The 23,037-nt window shown below is 73.3% G+C and carries 14 protein-coding genes and 1 riboswitch; of the genes, 8 read left to right on the forward strand and 6 right to left on the reverse strand.

Annotated features, from left to right (window positions below):
- Positions 1 to 384 precede the first annotated feature (384 nt).
- On the forward strand, positions 385 to 738 hold the full coding sequence (locus ACJ9NR_RS24260; RefSeq protein WP_412493024.1) for a hypothetical protein: 354 nt from the start codon (positions 385 to 387) through the stop codon (positions 736 to 738).
- Here ACJ9NR_RS24260 and ACJ9NR_RS24265 read toward each other — a convergent pair.
- Positions 716 to 1,690 carry a tellurite resistance/C4-dicarboxylate transporter family protein gene (locus ACJ9NR_RS24265; protein ID WP_412493025.1) on the reverse strand — a complete coding sequence of 325 codons (975 nt, stop codon included), beginning with the start codon at positions 1,688 to 1,690 and terminating at the stop codon, positions 716 to 718. The two genes, ACJ9NR_RS24260 and ACJ9NR_RS24265, sit on opposite strands and share 23 nt — an antisense overlap.
- A 124-nt stretch (positions 1,691 to 1,814) precedes the next feature.
- Positions 1,815 to 2,990 carry a C40 family peptidase gene (locus tag ACJ9NR_RS24270; protein ID WP_412493026.1) on the reverse strand — a complete coding sequence of 392 codons (1,176 nt, stop codon included), beginning with the start codon at positions 2,988 to 2,990 and terminating at the stop codon, positions 1,815 to 1,817.
- Positions 2,991 to 2,998: 8 nt separating this feature from the next.
- Positions 2,999 to 3,166, reverse strand: a riboswitch (cyclic di-AMP (ydaO/yuaA leader).
- Between the two features lie 529 nt (positions 3,167 to 3,695).
- Between ACJ9NR_RS24270 and pcrA the strand changes: the two genes are divergently transcribed.
- Positions 3,696 to 6,182, forward strand: a complete 2,487-nt coding sequence (gene pcrA / locus ACJ9NR_RS24275; protein ID WP_412493027.1) for a DNA helicase PcrA — start codon at positions 3,696 to 3,698, stop codon at positions 6,180 to 6,182.
- Positions 6,183 to 6,374: 192 nt separating this feature from the next.
- Here the strand turns inward: pcrA and ACJ9NR_RS24280 are convergent, their stop codons facing one another.
- Together ACJ9NR_RS24280 and ACJ9NR_RS24285 are read right to left on the reverse strand one after the other, a co-directional pair.
- On the reverse strand, positions 6,375 to 8,045 hold the full coding sequence (locus ACJ9NR_RS24280; protein WP_412493504.1) for a M23 family metallopeptidase: 1,671 nt from the start codon (positions 8,043 to 8,045) through the stop codon (positions 6,375 to 6,377).
- A gap of 225 nt (positions 8,046 to 8,270) precedes the next feature.
- Positions 8,271 to 9,137, reverse strand: coding sequence for an esterase/lipase family protein (locus ACJ9NR_RS24285; protein WP_412493028.1), 867 nt, complete (start codon positions 9,135 to 9,137; stop codon positions 8,271 to 8,273).
- Between the two features lie 355 nt (positions 9,138 to 9,492).
- Here ACJ9NR_RS24285 and icmB point away from each other — a divergent pair, with 355 nt between their 5' ends.
- Positions 9,493 to 9,903 (forward strand): coenzyme B12-dependent isobutyryl CoA mutase small subunit, encoded by a 411-nt coding sequence (icmB, locus tag ACJ9NR_RS24290; protein ID WP_412493029.1) that lies wholly within the window; start codon positions 9,493 to 9,495, stop codon positions 9,901 to 9,903.
- A gap of 47 nt (positions 9,904 to 9,950) precedes the next feature.
- Here the strand turns inward: icmB and ACJ9NR_RS24295 are convergent, their stop codons facing one another.
- Both ACJ9NR_RS24295 and ACJ9NR_RS24300 read right to left on the reverse strand, forming a co-directional pair.
- Complete coding sequence (locus tag ACJ9NR_RS24295) at positions 9,951 to 11,570, reverse strand: DUF5691 domain-containing protein (RefSeq protein ID WP_412493030.1); 1,620 nt, start codon at positions 11,568 to 11,570, stop codon at positions 9,951 to 9,953.
- A gap of 222 nt (positions 11,571 to 11,792) precedes the next feature.
- Entirely contained in the window at positions 11,793 to 13,148 is a 1,356-nt protein-coding gene (locus ACJ9NR_RS24300) for an SWIM zinc finger family protein (protein ID WP_412493031.1), read from the reverse strand.
- 133 nt (positions 13,149 to 13,281) lie between these two features.
- Here ACJ9NR_RS24300 and ACJ9NR_RS24305 point away from each other — a divergent pair, with 133 nt between their 5' ends.
- The 5 genes from ACJ9NR_RS24305 to ACJ9NR_RS24325 all read left to right on the forward strand — a co-directional run bounded on the left by ACJ9NR_RS24305 (position 13,282) and on the right by ACJ9NR_RS24325 (position 22,481).
- Complete coding sequence (locus tag ACJ9NR_RS24305) at positions 13,282 to 14,412, forward strand: ATP-binding protein (RefSeq protein ID WP_412493032.1); 1,131 nt, start codon at positions 13,282 to 13,284, stop codon at positions 14,410 to 14,412.
- A 213-nt stretch (positions 14,413 to 14,625) separates the two neighbouring features.
- Positions 14,626 to 17,232, forward strand: a complete 2,607-nt coding sequence (locus tag ACJ9NR_RS24310; RefSeq protein WP_412493505.1) for a DUF5682 family protein — start codon at positions 14,626 to 14,628, stop codon at positions 17,230 to 17,232.
- A gap of 157 nt (positions 17,233 to 17,389) precedes the next feature.
- Positions 17,390 to 18,556, forward strand: a complete 1,167-nt coding sequence (locus ACJ9NR_RS24315; RefSeq protein ID WP_412493033.1) for a VWA domain-containing protein — start codon at positions 17,390 to 17,392, stop codon at positions 18,554 to 18,556.
- 250 nt (positions 18,557 to 18,806) lie between these two features.
- Entirely contained in the window at positions 18,807 to 20,075 is a 1,269-nt protein-coding gene (locus ACJ9NR_RS24320) for a hypothetical protein (RefSeq protein WP_412493034.1), read from the forward strand.
- A gap of 273 nt (positions 20,076 to 20,348) precedes the next feature.
- Entirely contained in the window at positions 20,349 to 22,481 is a 2,133-nt protein-coding gene (locus tag ACJ9NR_RS24325) for a hypothetical protein (protein ID WP_412493035.1), read from the forward strand.
- The last annotated feature ends 556 nt before the right edge of the window (positions 22,482 to 23,037 follow it).

Raw genomic sequence — 23,037 nt, forward strand, 5'->3', positions numbered from 1 at the left:
GCTAAACCTGACCGTGACCCCTCCGTGACACGATGTGCGGAAGTGCCGCCGCCGGATCGCCGGATGACCGTATGCGACCGTGATCCGGGAACCTCGCCGTCGACTTCACGCGGCGCGCTGACCGATGTGACGGTTCCGGACCGCGGTCGGGGGACGGCCTGCTACGGACCGCATATATGCAGGACTTCTACCCACGTATACGCAGGACCTCTATGCACGCAGGATCCCTGTTTACGCAGAATCCTTCGGCGGGTCTGCGCCATCCTGGGCGCGGTCCGCGTGACGGCTGCCGCCTCGATTCTCCGAGGGGCAGGCCGGTGTCGGATCCGCGAAGGGCAGGGCGGTGCCGGACGCCCCATGCGCCCCTGTTTAAGCTCCAGCCCCATGGACGTACTCATCCATCTCTTCGTCGCCCTGCACATCATCGGCATCGCCGCGCTGCTGGGTGGCTTCCTCACCCAGATGAAGGCGATGGGGCAGGGCACGGCCCGCTTCGTCCCCGGCATGCTGCACGGGGCGCTGACGATGCTGGTCACCGGAGCGGTGCTGGTCGGCCTCAACCAGGCCGACGATCATCACGTCAACAACGTCAAGATCGGTATCAAGCTGGCCCTGCTGGTCGTGATCCTCGGCCTGGTCTACGTGAAGCGGGACGACGAGCAGGTGGACAAGGGCCTGTTCGGGCTCGTGGGCCTGCTCACCACGGCGAACATCTTCATCGCGGTGCTGTGGACCTGAGGCCGGCGCGGGCGTCCGCCACGGCCCCCGCGGCGACGGCCGCCCACACCGCCACCGCGATCCAGAGCAGCACCTGCCCGGGTCCCCTCAGCCACGGGGCACCGAGGGAGGTGGTGGCGGACAGCACCGCCACCGCCGTCATCCCCAGCGGGAACACGGTCGACCAGCGGCGCGCGTCGTAGCGCAGCCGGGGCCGGGCCGCCTCGGCGACGAGGAGTACGGCGTACCAGGCCAGGTCGAGCACGAGCAGGGCGGCGGTGACCGTGCGCAGGACGCCGCGGTCGTCGTCGTTCCACAGGTACAGGCGCGCGCTGTCAGCGGCGAGGAGTTTCGATCCGGCGAGCGCCGAGATGGCGAGCGCGCCGCCCGCCACCCAGTGGTCGCCCTGCCCCTCGGCCACCTGCCGCAGCTCGAAACGGGACAGCGCGAAGCCGTAGAGGACGAGGCCGAGCCCGAACAGCACGAGGGCGGCGTGCGCGAGCCACGCGGTCGCCCCGGCCCCGGCGAGCGTGGCGCCGAGCACCGCGAGCCCCTGCGTGGCCACGCAGCACAGGAACACCGAACCCGGCATACGGCGCCGGCAGTTCCGTACGACCTCGACGATCAGCACCGGCCACAGCACGGCCGCCGACGCGAGCAGGGCCTCGGCCAGGACCGGCCGGCCGAGGAGGCTGAACCGGGTGCCGAGCACGGTGGTCGCCGCGACGGCGGTCAGCGACGGCGGCTGCCGCGCGTCCGCCCACCACCGCTCCCGGCCCCGCACCAGACTCATGCCGAAGTTCGCCGCCAGCCCCGCCCAGACGGCGCTCGCCAGGACCAGGGTGATCCACGACAGCACCTCCTGCCCCGTCATACGCAGGCCGACCGACACGATGCCGGTCGCCATCACGGCGGCTCCGGCCGCCGGGGGGCGCCGCGCCCACCAGGCGCGGAAGGAGCTGGGGCCGGACATGGGCTCGATGCTAAGCGCTCCACCGCTCAGTGCCGCGGCACAGGCACGGCACGGGCGCGGCACCGGCGCGGCAGCACATACGAGGTACTTCGCGGCGGGCGGGGAGCGCCCCGCACCTGCCTCATCAGGCCGGGCGCACCACGCTGTGGATGATCGACGAACCGGCGTAGTAGATCGACTCCTCGCGGACGTACGCGCCCGGCTTCGGCGCGTGGATCATCATGCCGTTGCCGATGTAGATGCCGACGTGGCTGATGTCGTCGTAGAAGAAGATCAGGTCGCCCGGCTGGGCGTCGGCGAGGGAGACCGTGGTGCCCGCGTCGACCTGGTCATAGGTGGTGCGCGGCAGGCTGACACCGGCGGCCTTCCAGGCGGCCTGGGTGAGGCCGGAGCAGTCGTAGGAGTCGGGGCCGGTGGCACCCCAGACGTACGGCTTGCCGATCTGCGCGCGGGCGAAGGCGAGCGCCTTCGCCGCCTTGGTGGCGTACGCGGAGTCGCCGGTGGAGGTGGAACCCGAGTCGGTGGAAGAGCCGGCGGTGGAGCCGGACGAGGAACTGCTCGCCGCCGCGGCCTCCTCCTTGGCCTTCTGCGCGGCGGCCTGCTGCCTGGCCAGCTCAGCAGCCTTGCGCGCGGCCTCCTCCTCCTTCTTCCGCTGGATCGCCGCGAGCCGCGCCTTCTCCTCGGCGGTCAGCTTCGACAGCAGCTCGCGCGCGTCGGAGAGCTTCTTCTGCACGGTGGCCTTGGCCGTCCGCAGGTCGCTCTGCGTGTCAGTGAGCGTCCGGAGGTCCTTGGACGCCTCCTGGCGCTTCTTCATCGTCGCGGACTGCTCGGTGAAGTAGTCGTCCACCGCGGACTTCTGCCGGGCGGTCAGCCGGCCCATCAGCTGCGTCTGGTCGAAGTAGTCCTGCGGGGAGTCGGCGAGCAGGAAGGTCGCCGTGTCGGGTGCGGCGGCGCCGGTGCGGTACTGGGCCGCGGCGAAGGTGCCGAGCCGCTCCCGCTCCTCGTTGAGCTTCTGGGCGCGCTTGGCGACGTCGTCGAGGAGGGTGTCGACGCGCTTGCGCTGCGTCGTGGTCTTCTCCTTGGCCGCGTTGTACTTCTCGGTGGCCGATTCCGCCTGGCGGTAGAGGTCGTCGACCTTCTTCTCGACTTCCTCGAGGCTCGGCCTGCCGTCGGTCACGGGGGCGGCGTTGGCCGACTGGGAGAGCAGGGCCACGGAGGTGAGGGCGGCCGTGGCGAGAGCGGGGGTGCGTATGCCTGTGACGCGCGAGGCTGAGGGGCGCGACTTGCGGTGCGACGCCAAGGGAGGCGACTCCTTCCACGTTCCGCCTACCGGGTTAGCTGTCGGGTTCGGGCGGGTGGTTCGGAAGGCTTGCCCTACGGTCCGCTCCCGTGCGGGGTCGGACCGATTCACCCCGGGAACGGTGGGTCCCCGGCTCCGGGCGCGCGGTGGCGCACCGGACTCGGCGGAGGCCGCGCGGCCCGGCGACGTTCGCCGGTGGGGGTCGTACGGCCCGCCCGGAACCGTAGCCAACTCGTGTGGCCGCTGTGAAGGTTGATGTTCGATATGCCCGATACATTTTCGTGACCTTTGGTCAAGGCGCCGAGCGGTGCGGTCGGGCGTGGTGCGGTCTGCGTGGATTCGCGGCTGTTCGGTCACCACGGTTGGGGTCGGGGCTGGGCCCTCGTGGCGCTGGGGCTGAGGCCGGGGCTGGGCCCTCGTGGCGCTGGGGCTGAGGCCGGGGCTGGGCCCTCGTGGCGCTGGGGCTGAGGCCGGGGCTGGGCCCTCGTTGCGCTGGGGCCGGGATCGGGGCCGGGTCTGGTCCTCGTGACGAGAGGCTGGGGCCCGGTCTGGGGTTCGTGACGCCGGAGCCGGAGCCGGAGCCGGAGCCAGAGCCGGGGTCGGGGCCGGAGCCGGGGCCTCGTGACGAGGAGGGACGCCCCCGTTTCGGCGAAGTTCGCGGGGCGGCGGCGGGCTGTCAGTGCGGCGCCCTAGACTCGGAGGGCGATGAGCAGCCTCTTTGACGACAGCTTCCTGGCGGACCTCCAGGCCCCTCGCGGGCACGAGGAGGGGCCCCCGCCGCCGCCCGAGGACGATCACGGACCGGAGCCGGTTCCGGACGATCTGTTCGGTGGGAAGTTCGACGTGCCGCCGGACCGGGACACCCACTACCGTGACGGCGCCCCGCGCCCGGTGCTCGACCCGGCCGCCCTGCTGGACGGGCTGAACGAGAACCAGCGCGCGGCCGTCGTCCACTCCGGCACCCCGCTGCTCATCGTGGCAGGCGCCGGCTCGGGCAAGACCCGTGTGCTCACCCACCGCATCGCCCACCTGCTCGCCGAGCGGCACGTCCACCCGGGCCAGATCCTCGCGATCACCTTCACCAACAAGGCCGCGGGTGAGATGAGGGAGCGCGTCGAGCAGCTCGTCGGCCCGCGCGCGAACGCGATGTGGGTGATGACCTTCCACAGCGCGTGCGTGCGCATCCTGCGCCGGGAGTCGAAGAAGCTCGGCTTCACGTCGTCGTTCTCGATCTACGACGCCGCCGACTCCAAGCGCCTGATGGCCCTGGTCTGCCGCGACCTGGACCTCGACCCCAAGCGGTATCCGCCGAAGTCCTTCAGCGCCAAGATCAGCAACCTGAAGAACGAGCTGATCGACGAGGAGGACTTCGCGGGCCAGGCCGCCGACGGCTTCGAGAAGACCCTCGCGCAGGCCTACGCCATGTACCAGTCACGGCTGCGCGAGGCGAACGCCCTCGACTTCGACGACCTGATCATGACGACCGTCAACCTGCTGCGCGCCTTCCCGGACGTCGCCGAGCACTACCGCCGCCGCTTCCGGCACGTCCTGGTCGACGAGTACCAGGACACCAACCACGCCCAGTACGCCCTCGTACGGGAACTCGTCGGCACCGGCGCGCACGACGAGGACGTACCGCCCAGCGAGCACGACCTGCCGCCCGCCGAACTGTGCGTCGTGGGTGACGCGGACCAGTCGATCTACGCCTTCCGCGGGGCGACGATCCGCAACATCCTCCAGTTCGAGGAGGACTACCCGGACGCGACGACGATCCTGCTGGAGCAGAACTACCGCTCCACCCAGACGATCCTCTCCGCGGCCAACGCGGTCATCGAGCGCAACGAGTCCCGCCGCCCCAAGAACCTGTGGACCAACGCGGGCACGGGCGCGCGCATCACGGGCTACGTCGCCGACACCGAGCACGACGAGGCCCAGTTCGTCGCCGACGAGATAGACCGCCTCACGGACGCGGGCGAGGCGAAGGCCGGCGACGTCGCCGTCTTCTACCGCACCAACGCCCAGTCCCGTGTCTTCGAAGAGGTCTTCATCCGCGTCGGCCTGCCCTACAAGGTCGTCGGCGGCGTCCGCTTCTACGAGCGCAAGGAGGTCCGGGACGTCCTGGCCTACCTGCGCGTACTGGCCAACCCGGAGGACTCGGTCCCGCTGCGCCGGATCCTGAACGTCCCCAAGCGCGGCATCGGCGAGCGCGCCGAGGCGATGATCGACGCCCTCGCCCAGCGGGAGAAGATCAGCTTCCCGCAGGCGCTGCGCCGCGTCGACGAGGCGTACGGCATGGCGGCACGCTCCGCCAACGCCGTCAAGAAGTTCAACACGCTGATGGAGGACCTCCGTACGATCGCCGAGTCCGGTGCGGGTCCGGCGACCGTTCTGGAGGCGATCCTCGAACGGACCGGCTACCTCGCCGAGTTGCAGGCATCCACCGACCCGCAGGACGAGACCCGCATCGAGAACCTCCAGGAACTCGCGGCCGTGGCCCTGGAGTTCGAGCAGGAGTCCGGTGAGGGCGAGCAGTCCGCCGGGCTCGCCGACTTCCTCGAGCGCGTCGCGCTGGTCGCCGACTCCGACCAGATCCCGGACGAGGAGGAGGACGGCTCCGGCGTCATCACCCTGATGACCCTGCACACCGCCAAGGGTCTCGAGTTCCCGGTCGTCTTCCTGACCGGCATGGAGGACGGCGTCTTCCCGCACATGCGCGCCCTCGGCCAGACCAAGGAGCTGGAGGAGGAGCGCCGGCTCGCCTACGTCGGCATCACGCGCGCGCGTGAGCGGCTCTATCTGACGCGGTCGTCGCTGCGCAGCGCCTGGGGCCAGCCGTCGTACAACCCGCCCTCGCGCTTTCTGGAGGAGATCCCGGCCCAGCACGTCGACTGGAAGCGGACGGGCGCCATGGCCCCGGTCTCGTCCGGTCCGGCGTCGGGCGTGGCCGCCTCCCTGTCGTCCTCCCGCTCGCGTTCCTCGGCGTCGGGTGCGTCCGGCTTCGCCAGCAGCCGCGCCTCCGACAAGCCGGTGGTCTCCCTGGCCGTCGGCGACCGGGTCACCCACGACCAGTTCGGGCTCGGCACGGTCGTGGCGGTGAAGGGCACGGGCGGGAACGCGGAGGCGACGATCGACTTCGGTGACGCCAAGCCGAAGCGCCTGCTGCTGCGGTACGCGCCGGTGGAGAAGCTGTAGGTCTCCCGCGTCCGCCCCCGCTCAAGCATCGAGAGCGGGGTGGTCCGCAGGGACGTGCCCGGAAGGTGCCGGTGAGGTGCGTTCCCGGCGAGTGAGGTGCCGGGGCGCGCAGGGAGGCCGGTCCAGCAGGCAGGTCCAGGCCCAGGGCCCAGGTCGGGGCTGGGTCAGGTCTCGGTCGGGTCCAGGTCAGGTCTAGGTCGGGTCGAGTCCGTGGCTGCGCAGCCACGGGAGCGGGTCGACCGCCGGACCGCCACCGGGCCGCACCTCGAAGTGCAGGTGCGGCCCGGTCGAGTTGCCCGAGTTGCCGGAGTACGCGATCGGAGTGCCGGCCTTCACCTCGGTACCGGGGGAGACGCGGTAGCTGGAGAGGTGGCAGTACCACGTCTCCGTGCCGTCCTTCGCGGTCACGATCATCATGTTCCCGTACGCGCTGTTCCACTTCGTCGACACGACGCCGTCGGTCGCGGCCATCACCGTCGTGCCGTACGAGACCGGGAAGTCGATGCCGGTGTGCACGGACATCCAGTTGACGCCCGCCTGGCCGAAGTAGGCGCTGAGCCCCTTCTGGGTGACCGGCAGCGCGAACTTGGGGCGCAGCCGCTCCTTGCGGGCCGCCTCCTCCGCCGCCTTCCTCCGCTCGGCCGCCTGCTGGGCCTTGAGGTCGATGCGCTCCTGCGTACGGCTGGCCCGGTCGGCGAAGTCGTCGGCGCCCGCGGAGAGGCTCTGGAGCTGACTGTCCAGCTTGTTGTTGGCGGCGGACGGTCGCACGGCGTGCGCGTCCGACGCGGTCGTCGAGGTGTCCGTGCCGTCGCTGAACGTGCCCACGGAGGCGGCGGCGATACCGGCCACCCCCACTACACACGCCGACGGCACGGCGATGGTCAGCAGCGCGGAGCGCTTGGCGGGGGCGCGGCGGCGCGAACGGCCCGCGTTGCGCGCGGCGGCGCGCGGCGCCGGAACCGGCACGACCTCTTCCTGGTCATCCAGCAGCGGCGCTACGGCGGGAAGTTCACCCGTGGCACCCAACTCGCCGCTCTCCTGAGCGGCTTCACCGTAGGAGCGCTGTTTCCCGTACGGGCCTTGATCCTCGTACGGGCCTTGATCCTCGTACGGGCCTTGATCCTCGTACGGGCCTTGGCCCTCGTACGGGCCCTGATCCTCGTACGGGTCTTGACCTTCGTACCGCCCTTGACCTTCGTACCGGCCCTGGTCCAGGTACGGGCCCTGGTTCGTGTACGGATCGTGCTCCGTGTACGCCTCTGGCGCGGCCTGCGCGGCCTGCTCGACCTGTTCGAAGACGGCGGTCGCCTGCTGCTCGAACGGTTCTCCCGGCAGCCCGCCGTCGGAGTTCCACTGTGTGGCGTCGTACGCCCCGGTGTCGAAGGCCTGCGTGCCCCATTCCCAGTGCTGGGTCTGGGGCTGAGCCGGGGTCTGGTCGGCGGCGTGGGTCTGCTGATCGGTCCGGAGCCAGGCGTCGGCGTCCCACTGGCCGGAGAAGTCGTGGCCGGTGGACTGCGGTGGGATGGCCGAGAGCGGCTGCTGGTGGCCGGCAGACCAGGCGTTCGTGTCGTACCCACCGGTGTCGTAGGCGGTGTGGTGCCCGGCGTACGCGTCGTGGTTCACGGCCTGGCGGTGGCCGGTGCCCCACGAGGACGTGTGGTACGAGCCGGTGCCGTCGTCCGGGAGGCTGCCGAAGAGGGGGTCCGCGGCGAAGGTCGCCGTCGCGGTCGCGTGCCCGCCGGTCGCAAAACCATTGGCGTCGTAGCCGCCGTACGTGGTGAAGTCGCCGTACTGGGCTTCCTGCGTGCCGTACGGCGCGAAGGGCGCCGAGGCGGCATCGGAAGCCGGGGCCGGGGTGGTCATGGTCCCCGACGGGTGACGGTCGTTCACCAACTTCTCTTTCGCCTCGACAACAGGGGCTGCCAGAGCAGTGCGGCGACTGTACCCGGCGGTATACGGGCGCGACAATCTTCAACTGGTTTCGGGCGCGCAGGAAACGGGCATTCGGCCGTGTTTCGGCGGAGTGCGCACGCGACCTTGGCCGTGTGTTCGAGCGCTGTTCGATGTGAGAACCCTGCGAGGCGCCTGTCACGCCACTGTCAGGCCGCCGGTGTGGGCGGCGGCTTCGGCTCCTGCCCGCTCGGCGTCGAGGGCCTGGCGTATCCCGGTCGCGACGGCCGGGTGCACGGGCAGCGCGAGATGCCCGATCCCGCTCACCTGGACGTTCTGCGCCATCAGGTCGGGGTGGTCGATACAGGCGGTCTCCAGCGGGTCCATCAGGTGGTCGAGGTCGCTCCAGAAGCTGACGAAGTGCGTACGGCAGCCCGGTGCCGGCCGGGCCAGCTCATCGAGGAGTCCCGAGCCGGGGCGCATCTGGCGCACGATCGGGTGCGCGTTGGCCAGCGGCACCACCCGGGTGCCGGAATGCGGCGTTCCGAGTGTGACCAGGGTGCGGACACGGGTGTCGCCGCCGAGCCGCTGCACGTAGTACCGCGCGATCAGTCCGCCGAGGCTGTGTCCGACGATGTCGACCTGCCGGCTGCCGGTGCGCTCGCAGATCTCCTCCACGTGCCGGCCGAGCAGCTCGGCCGCGGTGCGGATGTCGCAGGTCAGCGGAGAGTAGTTGAGCGACTCCACCTGCTGCCTGCCGTGCTGGGCGAGGCTGCGGCGCAGCAGCACGAAGACCGAGCGGTTGTCTATGAAGCCGTGCAGCAGGACGACCGGCGGTTTGGTCCCGGTCGGCAGCTGGGCGGCGTCGTCCGGCGAGGAGGGCAGGTCCGATGGTTCTCGGCGTTCCGCGGTGATACCGGTGGGATAGAGGAGGAGGTGGCCGACGAGGATCACCAGCTCCAGGGCAGTCGCCTTCAGCAGGACTAGTGGGAGTTCCGCCAGTCTGCCGGGAAGCAGCCGCCGGCAGAGCGGCAGAAAGGGCAGTGCTGTCCTGGTGACCTTCATGGCCGACCTCCTGTCGGCACGCAGGAGGACGCCTCTGTCCCCCGTGTGCCCTCGTGGGAAGCCGCGAGGAAGGCGGTCGACGGCCCTGTCGTGCCGTCGTCGACACGCTGTACCGCCACGGCCCGCGCTCCTGCGGTGCCGTGCTGCGGCGGCCTCATTGCGGCTCCTGTCGCGCGTGCTCCCGCCGGAACGACGCGCGGTGAATGTGTCCCATCGTGTGATTTCCCCCTCGGTCCGGACCGTGAAACTGCGGGCTGCGGGATGCTGGGGATAACGTTCGTTCACTTCCCCGGTAGGTGCGGGTACCGCTGTACTTGTCGGTAGGGATGAACGTAGTCGCTTCATGGAGGCAGTGATGGGTGTGGCAGCCGGTCCGATCCGCGTGGTGGTGGCCAAGCCGGGGCTCGACGGCCACGACCGGGGCGCCAAGGTGATCGCGCGGGCGCTGCGCGACGCCGGTATGGAGGTCATCTACACCGGCCTCCACCAGACCCCCGAGCAGATCGTCGACACCGCGATCCAGGAGGACGCCGACGCGATCGGGCTGTCCATCCTCTCCGGGGCGCACAACACGTTGTTCGCCGCCGTGCTCGAGCTGCTCAAGGAGCGGGACGCGGAGGACATCCTGGTGTTCGGCGGCGGGATCATTCCCGAGGCGGACATCCCCCCGCTGAAGGAGAAGGGCGTCGCGGAGATCTTCACGCCGGGGGCGACGACGCAGTCGATCGTGGACTGGGTACGGGCCCATGCGAGGCAGCCGGCGTAGCGGCGGTGGGTGGGCGGGGTGGTGCGTGCCGCAGGTCGGACAGAGCCCTACGCCGCTTCCAGCTCCTCCGTCATCGCCTTGCGCAGCCGTAGCGTCGTGACCAGCCGTTGGAACGCCTCCGCCCAGTAGCCTCCCGCGCCGGGCGAGGCGTCCTCCCGTTCGTCCGGTATCGCGAGCAGGCCGTCGAGGCGGCTCGCCTCGCCGGGGTCGAGGCAGCGCTCGGCCAGGCCCATCACTCCGCTGAAGCTCCATGGGTAACTCCCCGCGTCCCGCGCGATGTCGAGTGCGTCGACCACCGCTCTGCCGAGCGGCGCCGTCCAGGGCAACGCGCAGACCCCGAGCAGCTGGAACGCCTCGGACAGGCCGTGCGCCGCGATGAACCCGGCCACCCAGCCGGCCCGTTCGGCGGCGTCCAGGGTGCCGAGCAGCTTGGCGCGCTCTGCCAGTGACACCGCTCCCGGACCGCCGGCCTCCGGGGCGGACGGGATGCCGAGCAGCGCACGGGCCCACTCGGGGTCCCGCTGCCGCACGGCCGCCCTGGACCACGCCGCGTGCAGTTCGCCCTGCCAGTCGTCCGTGACGGGCAGGGCCACGATCTCCCGGGGCGTACGCCCGCCCAGGCGCGCCGACCAGGTCGCGAGCGGGGTCGCCTCCACCAACTGGCCGAGCCACCAGGACCGTTCGCCTCGTCCGGCCGGCGGTTTGGCCACGACGCCGTCTCGCTCCATGCCCGCGTCGCACTCGTGCGGCGCCTCGACCGCGATCGTCGGTGAGTCGCGGGTGTGATCGACGGCCACGCACGCGGCGGCTCTGACCGCCATGCGCGCGGCGAGTGCGGAACCCGGCAGCGCGGAGAGCAGCTCGGCCGCCGTCGCCCGTACGTTGCGGCTGCGGTCGGACAGTGCCTGCTCCAGGAAGGGCTCGTCCTGCGGACCGAGCCCCGTGCGCAGCGAGTCCAGGAACATCAGGCGGTCCTCGGCCCGCTCCGTGCTCCAGGTCGTGGACAGCAGCTCGCGTGCTGCCGCGGGCTCGCGGGCGCGCAGGGCGGTCAGCAGCGCCACCCGCTCGGCGAACAGGCCCTCCTCCCACAGACGCCGGGTCCGCTCGCCGTCCTCGGGATCCGGCAGGACTCTGCCCCCGCCCGGCGTCGCGCGCAGCGCGAACCGCCAGTCCGGGTTCAGCCGGGCCAGCCACACCGCTCGCGGGCCCGCGAAGGCCAGCGCGGCAGGCCGCAGGTCGGTACGCCCGCGGGCCGCGTCCAGCAGCGCGGGCAAGGCCTGCGGGGGCGCGGCGAAGCCGCGGGCGTTCGCCGCCGCGAGCCACTGGGGCAGCAGCTCCATCAGGTCGGGTGCCGTCCCCCTGCGGCCGCCGCCGGTGCCGGGACGGCCGGCCAGGAGCAGCGCGAGCCTGCGGGCCGCCGCAGCGGGCAGCGCGGGGCGCGGGTCCTCGGCGGCCGGCTCCGGCCGCTCGGCGGCCCGGGCGGGGCGCAGTCCGGCCCGCCGCCGTACGGTCTCCACGGCCGCCGCGTCCAGCAGCGCCACCGGCGCCTCCCGCCCCGGCGCACCGCCCGGCACGGTGCGGCGCTCCGTCCCGAGCAGGGCCGTCGTGACGAGTTCCTCCCAGGCGCCCGGCGCGGGCGCTTCCACCGGTTGTGCCGTCCTGTTCATGCGGTTCCTTTCCGTGGGGTGCCGATCCGTGGGGTGCCGAGGGAAGGGGAGTGGCGGGTGGGGACGGGAGCCGGAGTGGCGGATGGAGGGAGAAAAGGGAGCGGCGGATGGGGGGAGTAGGGGGAGTAGAAGGTGGAGGAGGAGAGGGAGAAGGCGGACCGGGGGCCGGGGCCGGTGACGGGTGTGCCGGCGGTCCGGGTCAGCACAGCCGGACCGCGGGGGTCAGCACAGCCGGACCGCATCTCCCGGCCGCTCCGGCCAGGCCGTCAGCGGGGTGAAGCCCCGGTGGCCGCACTCGCCGAACACCTTGACCGGGGCGCCGCCCGACAGGGCGACGAGGCGCCACAGGCCTGGACGGGAGCGCGCGGCCGGGGCCAGCGGCAGCGCCGCGTCCTCGTCGGCGTCCGCCAGCTGCCAGGAGTCGCCGTCCGGGGTGGGTATCACCCGGTCCAGGGTCACCGGGACGGAGTCCAGCCAGGGATCGTCGCGCAGTGCCCGGCCGTAGCACGCCGCCGCCTGGGCCGTCGTCACTCCCGGCGGCCGGGTCGCGGTCGGTGCCGGTGGTGCGAACCGCTCGCCCAGCGCCGCCCGCAGCTGCCCGGCGCCCGGATAGGCGGACACCTCGGCGTCCAGCGCGAGTCCGACGGGCAGCGCCAGCTCCGGGGCTCGGCCGGCCGCGCCGTAGGAGAGCAGGAGGGCGGTGCGGCCGGAGTCGGCGCCGTACAACCAGATGCGGCGGGTCGTCAGGCGGGTGTCAGCCGTGTCGTACTGCGCGAGGACGAGCCAGCGGTCCCGCAGCGGTGGGCCGTCCGCGGTGCCGGGCAGGCCGATGCGGGCACGGACCGTCGCCGCCAGGCCGTCCGGCAGGCCCTCGCGGTGCAGCCAGCCCTGGTCGAGGAGGTGCAGCAACGCGCACTCCTCCAGCAGCCGCACCGGCCAGCCGGGCCCGGACGACGGTATCGCCCCCAACTCCCGCACCCGGGCGGCCAGTCCGGACGCCTGGGCGTCGACCATGCGGGCCGCCGTCTCCTCCCACAGTCCGTAACCCGCCTGCTCCGCGCTCGCCAGGCCGCCGCGCAGCAGGTCCGCCAGGCGCTGCTCCAGCTCGGTCGCCCCCGCGGTGACCCGCTCGGCCCGGCGCTCCGCCCGGCGGCGCGCGGCCTCCGGATCACCGGACCCGGGCGAGGTGCCGGCCGCGGGCACCGTCCGCTTCCGCTCCTCGCGCTGCCTTCTGCCCTCCAGCCACTGCTCCGCCCAGTCCGGCGCCCTGCCCGGCGGCACCGCGCCGTCCTCGCCCGCCCAGAGCAGCAGCAGCCCGAGGGCGTGCTTGCACGGGAACTTGCGGCTCGGGCAACTGCACTTGTACGCGGGGCCCGCCGCGCCCGCGATGTCGACGACCGTCTGATACGGCTTGCTGCCGCTGCCTCTGCACAGCCCCCACACCGCTCCCTCGTCGGAACTTCCCGCCTCGGACCACGGCCCGGCCGCACCGAGTTTGCTTCCCGCTTTGCGCGACGCGGCGTCAGGCGCCAGTGCCAGCACCTGGTCCGCGCTCCAGCGCACCCCCTGCTGAGTCATGTCATCGACGGTAGATCCCGGCACTGACAATCGGCATCGCGAGCGCGTTTGCGCAGGTCACAACGGATTGTCAGTGGTGTGGTGCACGGTTGGTCCCAGATCCGAACCGGCCGAGCTGGAGGGGGCCTCAGCCATGTCTGTGTCCGTGGAACCACTGTCTGTGGAAGTTCTCGCGAAGGAGCCGGCCGAGGCGTTGCGACCGCACGCCGAAGACGCCTTCGCCGGTGAACTGGCGGCGCTGGCCGCGCAGGACGACCGTCCGCGCCCGGCCCGCTGGAGGCTGTCGCCGTGGGCGGTGGCGACGTACCTGCTCGGCGGCACGCTGCCGGACGGCACGGTGATCTCCCCGAAGTACGTCGGCCCGCGCCGCATCGTCGAGGTCGCCGTCACCACGCTCGCCACCGACCGCGCCCTGCTCCTGCTCGGCGTGCCCGGCACCGCGAAGACCTGGGTGTCCGAACACCTGGCCGCGGCCGTCAGCGGCGACTCGACGCTGCTCGTGCAGGGCACGGCGGGCACGCCGGAGGAGGCGATCCGCTACGGCTGGAACTACGCGCAGCTGCTGGCCAACGGCCCGAGCCGGGACGCCCTGGTGCCCAGTCCGGTCATGCGGGCCATGGCGGAGGGCATGACGGCCCGGGTCGAGGAGCTGACCCGTATCCCGGCGGACGTGCAGGACACGCTCATCACGATCCTGTCCGAGAAGACGCTGCCGATACCGGAGCTGGGGCAGGAGGTGCAGGCGGTCCGCGGCTTCAACCTGATCGCCACCGCCAACGACCGCGACCGCGGGGTCAACGACCTCTCCAGCGCGCTGCGCCGCCGCTTCAACACGGTCGTGCTGCCGTTGCCGGAGAGCGTCGAGGCCGAGGTCGACATCGTCTCGCGCCGCGTCGACCAGATCGGCCGCTCGCTGGACCTGCCGGCCGTGCCCGACGGCATCGACGAGATCCGCCGGGTCGTGACCGTCTTCCGCGAGCTGCGCGACGGGGTCACCTCCGACGGCCGCACGAAGGTCAAGTCGCCCAGCGGGACCTTGTCGACGGCCGAGGCCATCTCCGTCGTCACCAGCGGACTCGCCCTGGCCGCCCACTTCGGGGACGGCGTGCTGCGGGCCGGTGACGTCGCCGCGGGCATCCTCGGCGCCGTCGTCCGGGACCCGGCGGCCGACCGCGTCATCTGGCAGGAGTACCTGGAGGCGGTGGTCCGTGAGCGTGACGGATGGAAGGACTTCTACCGGGCCTGTCGGGAGGTCGGCGCGTGAGCGATCTGGGGTGGGGGCGCCCGGGCGGCGGCAAGGAATCGGGCGGCAAGGACTCCGGTGGGTCCAGTGGCGCGGGCGGGTCCGGTGGCTCGGGCGGTTTCGTGTGCGAGGTGTCCGAGGGCGGTGTGCCCGACGGGTGCGGCAGCGGCGGGGCGGGGGCCGGGAAGGTGCCCGGCGGTGGCAGCCGGGTGCGGCGATGACCAGGGGGACGATGTGACGGGGCTGGACAGGAGTGGGAGCGAAGCGGCCGGAGGCGGCCCGCTGCTGCTCGGTGTGCGGCATCACGGGCCCGGTTCGGCGCGCGCGGTACGGTCGGCGCTGGACGCGGCGCGGCCCCGGGCCGTACTGATCGAAGGGCCGCCCGAGGCCGACGCCTTGATCCCGCTGGCCGCCGAGGAGGATATGCGGCCGCCGGTCGCCCTCCTCGCCCACGCCGTGGACGAACCCGGCCGCTCGGCCTTCTGGCCGCTCGCGGAGTTCTCCCCCGAGTGGGTCGCGATCCGATGGGCACTGCGGCACGAAGTCGCGGTGCGCTTCATCGACTTGCCGGCGACGCACATGCTGGCCTGGGGAAAGCGTGACGGGGCGGACGAGGGAGCGGCAAGCGGCGGGGACGGCACCGGCGCGGACGCCGACGCGGACAACCGTGCTGGTGCTGGTGCTGGTGCTGGTGCCGGTGCCGGTGCCGCGGGTGCCGGGTCCGGCGGCGATGAGCGGCTCCCCGCCGGTGATGCGGCAGCGGACGCCGGCGCCCGCGTGGACCCGCTCGCCGTCCTGGCCGAGACAGCCGGGTACGACGATCCCGAGCGGTGGTGGGAGGACGTCGTCGAGCACCGCGGCATCGGCGAACGGGACGCGCTCGCCCCGTTCGCCGTACTGGAAGAGGCCATGGGGGCGTTGCGGGAGACGTACGGCACCGGGGGGCACGAGCGGGACCTGGTGCGGGAGGCGTACATGCGGCTCCAGGTGCGCGCGGCCCGGCGGGAGTTCGGGGACGGGGTGGCGGTCGTGTGCGGGGCCTGGCATGTTCCCGCGCTGCGGCGGAAGACGGCCGTCGCCGCCGACCGGGCGCTGCTGAAGGGGCTCGCCAAGGTCAAGGCGGACATGACCTGGGTGCCGTGGACGCACCGGAGACTGTCGCGGTTCAGCGGTTACGGAGCGGGGATCGACTCGCCCGGCTGGTACGGGCACTTGTTCGCCGCCCCGGACCGCCCGGTCGAGCGGTGGATGACCAAGGTGGCCGGACTGCTGCGGGACGAGGACCGGATCGTCTCCTCGGCGCACGTCATCGAGGCGGTGCGGCTGGCCGAGACACTCGCCGCGATGCGCGGCCGGCCGTTGGCGGGGCTCGGCGAGACGACCGACGCCGTGCGCGCGGTGATGTGCGAGGGCTCGGACGTGCCGCTGGCGCTGGTGCACGACCGGCTGGTCGTCGGGGACGTGCTGGGGGAGGTGCCGCGGGCCGCGCCCGCCGTGCCGTTGCAGCGGGATCTGGACCGGACGCAGCGCCGGCTGCGGCTCAGACCGGAGGCCCTGGAGCGGGAGGTGGAGCTCGACCTGCGCAAGGACACCGACGCCGGGCGCAGCAGGCTGCTGCACCGGCTGCGGTTGCTGGGCGTCGAGTGGGGTGAGCCGGCGGCGTCGCGGGGCAGCACCGGAACCTTCCGGGAGACATGGCGGCTGCGCTGGGAGCCGGAGTTGTCCGTGCGGGTCGCGGAGGCCGGGGTGTGGGGCACGACCGTGCTCGCCGCCGCGACGGCCAAGGCGGAGGCGGACGCCCTCGGCGCACAGGCCCTGGCGGACGTCACCGGGCTCGCCGAGCGCTGTCTGCTGGCCGAACTGCCGCATGCACTGCCGGTGGTGATGCGGGTCCTGGCCGATCGCGCTGCCCTCGACACGGACGTCGGCCATCTCGCGCAGGCCCTGCCGGCGCTGGTCCGCTCCCTGCGGTACGGCGATGTGCGCGGCACCGACACCGGGGCCCTGGCGGAGGTCGCCGCGGGACTCGCGGAGCGGATCTTCGTCGGTCTGCCGCCCGCCTGCGCGGCCCTGGACGCCGACGCCGCCGAGGAGATGCGGCGCCATGTGGACGCGGTGCACGGGGCCGTGGGGCTGCTGGGTGACGTGCCCGCGCCCGGACACGGCGAGCTGCGCGGACGCTGGCGGTCCGTCCTGCGGGTGCTGTCCGTCCGGGACACCGTGCCCGGCGTGATCCGGGGCCGGGCCGTACGGCTGCTGCTGGACGACGGGGAGCTGGGGCAGGACGAGGCGGCGCGGCTCATGGGGCTCGTGCTGTCGCCGGGGACACCGCCGGGGGACGCGGCCGCGTGGGTCGAGGGTTTCGTCGGCGGAGGGTCCGGCGGCGGAATGCTCCTCGTGCACGACGAGCGCTTGCTCGGGCTGGTCGACGCGTGGCTGACCGGTGTGCCGGCGGAGGCGTTCACGGACGTACTGCCTTTGCTGCGGCGGACGTTCTCGGCGTACGAGCCCGGCGTGCGCCGGACGCTGGGCGAGCTGGTCCGTCGCGGACCGGGGGAGCGGCGCGGCGTGACGGCCGCCGGCTCCGGCATACCCGGCTTCGCGGCCGATCTCGACTCCGTGCGCGCGGACGCCGTGCTGCCGGTCGTCCGGCTGCTGCTGGGGCTGGGCGGCCCGGACCGGCCGGGGAACCGTCCGGACCGGCCGGACCAAGGGGAACAGGACGAAGTGGAACAGGACGAAGTGGAACAGGACGACGCAGCGGAAGAGGACCTCGACAGCGGTCGCGACAACGGCCTTGAGAACGGCCTCCACAACGACCTCGCGGGGGTGGCGGGATGACGGAGGACCGACGGGCGGACGGACGAGAGGACGCCGGCGTGCGGGCGGTCGGCCGGGGCGGCGAAGGCAACGGGTACCGAGGCGGGGCGCGCAGCCGTCCGGCGGTCTCCGTCGCCGTGATGCCGCTGTGGGACCGGCCCCGTCCGGGAGTGTGCCGATGAGCACCGCGGCGGTGGACCCGGCGCGAGAGCGGCTGCGGCGCTGGCGGCTCGTGCTCGGGGGCGACGCGGCCGACGGCACGGGATGCGCACTGTCGGGGCGGGACGCCGCGATGGACGGAGCGTTGGCGGCGCTGTACGGGAAGGGGGACAAGCAGGTTCAGGCGGGGCGCGAGCGTTCCGCGGGGCTCGGGGCGTCGGCGCCGTCCGTGGCGCGCTGGCTCGGGGACATCCGGACGTACTTCCCCTCCTCCGTCGTCCAGGTCATGCAGCGTGACGCCATCGACCGGCTCGGCCTGTCCACGCTGCTGCTGGAGCCGGAGATGCTGGAGTCGGTGGAGGCCGACGTCCACCTCGTCGGCACGCTGCTCTCCCTCAACAAGGCGATGCCCGAGACGACGAAGGAGACGGCACGGGCCGTCGTGCGCAAGGTCGTTCAGGACCTCGAGAAGCGGCTGGCGACCCGCACCCGCGCCACCCTCACCGGCGCGCTCGACCGCAGCGCCCGGATCAGCCGGCCGCGCCACCACGACATCGACTGGAACCGCACCATCGCGGCCAACCTCAAGCACTACCTGCCCGAGTACCGGACGGTCGTACCGGAGCGGCTCATCGGGTACGGGCGGGCGACCCGGTCCACCAAGAAGGAGGTCATCCTCTGTATCGACCAATCGGGATCCATGGCGGCGTCGGTCGTGTACGCATCGGTGTTCGGAGCGGTGCTCGCCTCGATGCGGACGATCTCCACGCGACTCGTCGTCTTCGACACGGCGGTCGTCGACCTCACCGACCAGCTCGACGACCCGGTGGACGTCCTGTTCGGCACACAGCTCGGCGGCGGCACGGACATCAACCGGGCGCTCGCCTACTGCCAGTCGCAGATCACCCGCCCCGCCGAGACGGTGGTCGTGCTCATCAGCGATCTCTACGAGGGCGGGATACGCAACGAGATGCTCAAGCGGGTCGCCGCGATGAAGGCGTCCGGGGTGCAGTTCGTGACGCTGCTCGCACTGTCGGACGAAGGGGCGCCCGCCTACGACCGGGAGCACGCGGCCGCGCTCGCGGCGCTGGGGGCACCGGCGTTCGCGTGCACACCCGACCTCTTCCCGGAGGTGATGGCGGCGGCGATCGAGAAGCGGCCGTTGCCGATACCCGACACGGCGTGAGCGCCGGGCCGGTGGTGGGTGTTCGGTGACGATTTGTCGACCCGTCGCCGTCCGTCTTGACCCAGCAAAAGGGACATGACTACCCATCGGTAACAGGGGGCTTGCGCAACCTCGGGAGTGCCGTGCGAGGATCGACGCTCGCCGGCCGTACGCCGCGCTCACCACGTTCGTAACGCGCCGCGCCGACTCGTGACTCGTCACGGTTCCTTACGCGTCATCAGTTCCGCCGCACGGGAGGATCCAGCCCCTCTTGACCTGGTCAGCCGCTCTGCCCGGTGCCGCTGTGCGCATGCTGCGCGCGGCGGCCGGGCGGCGTGCGCTGCAAGTGGTCCTGCTGGTGGGCGGGTTGTTCGCGCTCGGCTTCGTGTGCGGTGAGCAGGCGCACGCGGCGGAGGGGGCACCGGCCGTCTCCGCCGCCGAGGCCACGCCGGCCGGCCAGGCGGGCGGTGTCCGCTCACTGGTGGGCAGCGTGGGCGGCGTGGTCGGCACGGTCGACCGGCTGACACGCGTTTCGGCGGCACTCGCGATGCGGCCGACGGTGCCTGCGCCCGAGTCGGACCCGGCGGCTCCGGACGAGCCGGAGCCGGGGCCAGCCGTCACGACCACGTCGGAGCCGCCGTCGGCCGTGCCGGCTGCGTCCGACCAACAAGAACCTCAGCCCCGACGCCGATCCCGGCGCCAGTCCCGGCTAGAGCCCCGCCCCGAGCCGCCGAACGCTCCGGCTGCCCCGGCTGCTCAGGCCGATTCGACTGCCCCGGCTGCTCTGGCCGATCCGGCGGATCCGGCCGATCCCAGGACCGCGCCGCGGGTCCCGGCTTTGGGCCGCCCGGTCACCGAGTCCGTCGGTCGCCCGCTCACCGACGCCCTCGCGCAGGGGGGCGCGGCCGGTCAGGTGCTCGGGCCGCTGACCGATCACCTCATCGAGACCGTGGGCGACCGGGTCGTACAGCCGGTAGGTGACCTGGTGGAGACCGTGACCGCCGGGCTGGGCGAAGTGACCGCGCAGATACCGCCGTTGGCTTCCTTGCCCTCCGTGTCGGAGCTCCCCGGGGCTCCGTCGGTGCCCACTCTGCCGGCCCTGCCCGCCGTGCCCGCACTGCCGGGCCAGACACTCCCCGCGCCGGTCGTGCGGGCCCCGCAGCCGGGCGCTGCGGGACAGGCGGCGGAGGGGACCGTGGACGAGAGGCGCTCGGCAGCGGGAGCGAGCGATGCGGTGGCCGGACCGCAGCTCGCCGCCGCCATCACGGGCGCAGTGACCGATGCCGATGCCGGCCCGGTGCGGCGGGTCGCCTCTGCCGGGCACGCCCCGGCGCGTCCGCACCAGGCCCCCGACAGTGATCCGACCGACGAGCTGCTGAGCCATGCCGCGGTCGGCAACGGCGCCTCCAGGCACAGTGACGCGCACGCCGTCACCCTGAACCACGGGGCGCCCGCCCTGCTCGTGCCCGGCTCCGCCGCGCGCACCGACGCGGCCGGCACCCGGGACAGGCACCGGGACATTCCCGTCTTCCCCGGCTAGGGCACGGCAGACCTTCCCTCCGCCAGACCTGCCACGCGGGGGGCGGAAAAGGTCTGCCCGACCGTCCGGGCACACCTCCGTTCCCCGGACGGAAGCCGCCGCCACCGCTGGTCCCGCGGACGGAAGCCGCCGCCACCGCTGGTCCCGCTGGTCACGACTCCCGGACCAGGACCGGGGACCACGACCAGGGCCGGGACCAAGGCCAGGACCAGGACCGGACGCGGCGCCGCACATGCCCCGAGCCTTTCGCAAACTTAGGGATCTGACGCACGCATGAACAAGAACATCCGCCGTTCCATCGTCATAGCCGCCGGTGTCACCGGTGCGTGGGCGCTCGGTTCGGCCGTAGCCAGCGCGGACGAACTGCCCGCCTCCACCCTCTCCGCGACCGACGCGACCGACGCGACCGACGCGTCCGGTGGCACCGGCAGCGCCCTCGGCTCGGTCACCGACGCCGTCACCGGCACGGTCGACGGTGTCGTCACCGGCGTGCAGGACACCGTGACCGGCGTGACCGGTGTGACCGGCGTGACCGGCACGGCACACGGCACCGCCGACACCGCGGCCGCCACGGTCACCGACACGCTCGGCGGCGTCCGCCAGACGACGACCGTGAGCACCGCCGAGCACGCGGGCCGCCAGGTTGCCGCCGAGTCCTCCGCCGCCCGGACGGCAGAGAAGACGGCGCAGAAGACGGCGGGGAACACGACCGGAAAGGCGTCCGGGATCAGGGGTGCAGCCGCCATCCACGGCGCCAAGGCCGCCCGCGCCGCGCAGGGCCGGGCGCATGCCGACGCGCACGCCACGGCCGGAAACGCGGCCACCGGCGTGCGGGACACCGTCTCCGGCGCGGGCTCCGCCTCCCGCGGCGAGGTCGACTACCTCTTCGGTCCCCTCGGCGCCTTCGCGCCGGAGGTGGAGGAGGCGCTCGCCGCCGCCCAGACCAAACTCCAGGCAGTGCAGTCGGCGGCCCGCACCGGGACGCAGGGCGTCGGCGGTGTCGTAGGGACGAAGGCGCGGTACGCCGTCGCCGGCGCGGGCCGCACCGCGGCGGGCGTCCACGGCGCCGCGGGAGCCGCGGTGACCGGCTCCGAGGGCCGGGTCGGCGGAGTGACCGCCGCCGCCCGGGGCGAGGCCGGTGCCGTCACCGGTGCCGCGCACGACTCCGTCTCCGCGGTCCCGGGACACGTCGCGGGCTCCGTCACCGGCGTCGAGCAGCAGGTCGTCGGCACGGTCAGGAGCGTCCCCGGCGTGGTCGAACCGGTCGTCGGGGAGACCGTCCCGCCCGTCGCGGCCAGTGCCGTGGACGGCGTGCGGCCGGTCGCAGGTCAGGCCGTGGCGGGTGTCGTCCCGGTCGCCGGTCGGGCCGTGGCGGGTGTCGTCCCGGTCGCCGGCCGAACCGTCGCCGGGGTCGCGCCCGTCGCCGGTGACGCGGCGGACGGTGTGGTGCCCGTCGCCATCGGTGCCGTGCACGGCGTGACCCCCGTCGCCGGCGATGCGGTCGCCGGCCTGGCGCACACCGCGGGTCACACGGCCGACGCGACGACGGCGGCGGCGTACGGAGTCGTGGCCGGCGTCCAGCCGGTGGTGGATGGTGCCGTCGGAGGCGTGACGCCGGTCGCGGGTGGTGTCGTCGGGGGCGTGCTGCCGGTGGCGGGCGGCGTGGCGCCGGGCGTTACGCCCGTCGCCGGCGATGCGGTGTCCGGCGTGCGGTCGGTGGCGGACGACGCCGTGTACGGCGTGCTGCCGGTCGCGGGCGGTGTCGTCGCGGACGTGCCGCCGTACGCCACCGGTCTGGTCGGCCGGCTCCGTGACGACGTCACGGGCTCCGTGCTGCCGCCCGTCGCGCACACCGCCGTGGACGGCGCGCTGCCGGTCGCCGGGCAGGCCGTGACGGACGCGGGCGCTTCGGTGCACGGCGTGGTGGGCGACGTGCGGCCGTTCGCCGGCGGGGTCGCCGAGGCCGCGATGCCGTTCGCGCACGGCGTCGCCGGTGACGCCAGCGGTCTGGCCCACGGCGTCACCGGCGAGGTGCCGAGGTTCACGCAGGGCGTCACCGGTGCGGTGCGGCCCGTCGTGGACGACGTCGCCGGGACGGCAGGGCCGGTCGTGCGGGGCGCCGGCGGCAGCGGGACGACGCTGGCGTACGGCGTCGCGGGCGACGTCGCCCCGTTCCCGGGCGCGGTGGCCGGTGAGGCCGGTCCGTTCGCCCACGGTGTCGCGGACGAGGTCGGGCCCTTCGCCGGTGACCTGACCGGCACCGTGCGCTCCACCACCGGCCCGCTCGCCGGGCACGCCGTCACCGGCGCCGGGTCCGTCGCCGCGTCCGCCGCCGAGTCCGTCACGCCGGACCACCCGCAGGACGACGGCACGTACGGCGGCATACACGGCACGTACGGCATCTGACCCCGGATACCGGACGCGGCCGGCCCACCGGCGACTCAGACCGAATCGGCGTGCTCGACGGGTGTGCCGATCAACCGACTCCGCGGGGTGACGCGACCCGGACGGCCGAAAGCCGTCGGTCCGTCCGGCCGAGATCCCGCGGAACGGGACGGGCGGTCCCCATTGGGGTGGGGATCGCCCGCCCACAGCCTCAGAGGGCGGCCCGTTCGTGCGCCTTCGGGGCGTTCAAGGGGCCTCACCGGGTCAACCCCAGCCCGGTGAGGCCCCTCCCGTCGTCGCCCCTCAGCCCGGTGTGGCCCCTGCCGTCGTCGCCCCCCAGCCCGGTGAGGCCCCTGCCGTCGTCGCCCCCCAGCCCGGTGAGGCCCCTCCCCGACGTCACCCCCGGCACGGCGTGCCAGTGAGCGCGGCATCATGTGACAGGTATCACCGCTCAGGTGTGACCCGCGATTTAGAGGCCCCCCGCAAGCAGCGATAACCTGCGAGACGGACATGCCGCGCGCTCGGTCACCGTGTGCGCCTCCCTTGTGACACATGCGGACGTCACGTTGCCCTTCGC

It is taken from the genome of Streptomyces sediminimaris (assembly GCF_047049295.1).
GTDB lineage: Bacteria > Actinomycetota > Actinomycetes > Streptomycetales > Streptomycetaceae > Streptomyces > Streptomyces sediminimaris.

Excerpts from the sequence above, each read along its gene's own strand:
- icmB (WP_412493029.1), top strand. The coding sequence starts at position 9,493 with ATGGGTGTGGCAGCCGGTCCGATCCGCGTGGTGGTGGCCAAGCCGGGG.
- ACJ9NR_RS24265 (WP_412493025.1), bottom strand. The coding sequence starts at position 1,690 with ATGTCCGGCCCCAGCTCCTTCCGCGCCTGGTGGGCGCGGCGCCCCCCG.
- ACJ9NR_RS24260 (WP_412493024.1), top strand. The coding sequence starts at position 385 with ATGGACGTACTCATCCATCTCTTCGTCGCCCTGCACATCATCGGCATC.
- ACJ9NR_RS24300 (WP_412493031.1), bottom strand. The coding sequence starts at position 13,148 with ATGACTCAGCAGGGGGTGCGCTGGAGCGCGGACCAGGTGCTGGCACTG.
- ACJ9NR_RS24285 (WP_412493028.1), bottom strand. The coding sequence starts at position 9,137 with ATGAAGGTCACCAGGACAGCACTGCCCTTTCTGCCGCTCTGCCGGCGG.
- ACJ9NR_RS24295 (WP_412493030.1), bottom strand. The coding sequence starts at position 11,570 with ATGAACAGGACGGCACAACCGGTGGAAGCGCCCGCGCCGGGCGCCTGG.
- ACJ9NR_RS24305 (WP_412493032.1), top strand. The coding sequence starts at position 13,282 with ATGTCTGTGTCCGTGGAACCACTGTCTGTGGAAGTTCTCGCGAAGGAG.
- ACJ9NR_RS24280 (WP_412493504.1), bottom strand. The coding sequence starts at position 8,045 with ATGACCACCCCGGCCCCGGCTTCCGATGCCGCCTCGGCGCCCTTCGCG.
- ACJ9NR_RS24315 (WP_412493033.1), top strand. The coding sequence starts at position 17,390 with ATGAGCACCGCGGCGGTGGACCCGGCGCGAGAGCGGCTGCGGCGCTGG.
- pcrA (WP_412493027.1), top strand. The coding sequence starts at position 3,696 with ATGAGCAGCCTCTTTGACGACAGCTTCCTGGCGGACCTCCAGGCCCCT.
- ACJ9NR_RS24325 (WP_412493035.1), top strand. The coding sequence starts at position 20,349 with ATGAACAAGAACATCCGCCGTTCCATCGTCATAGCCGCCGGTGTCACC.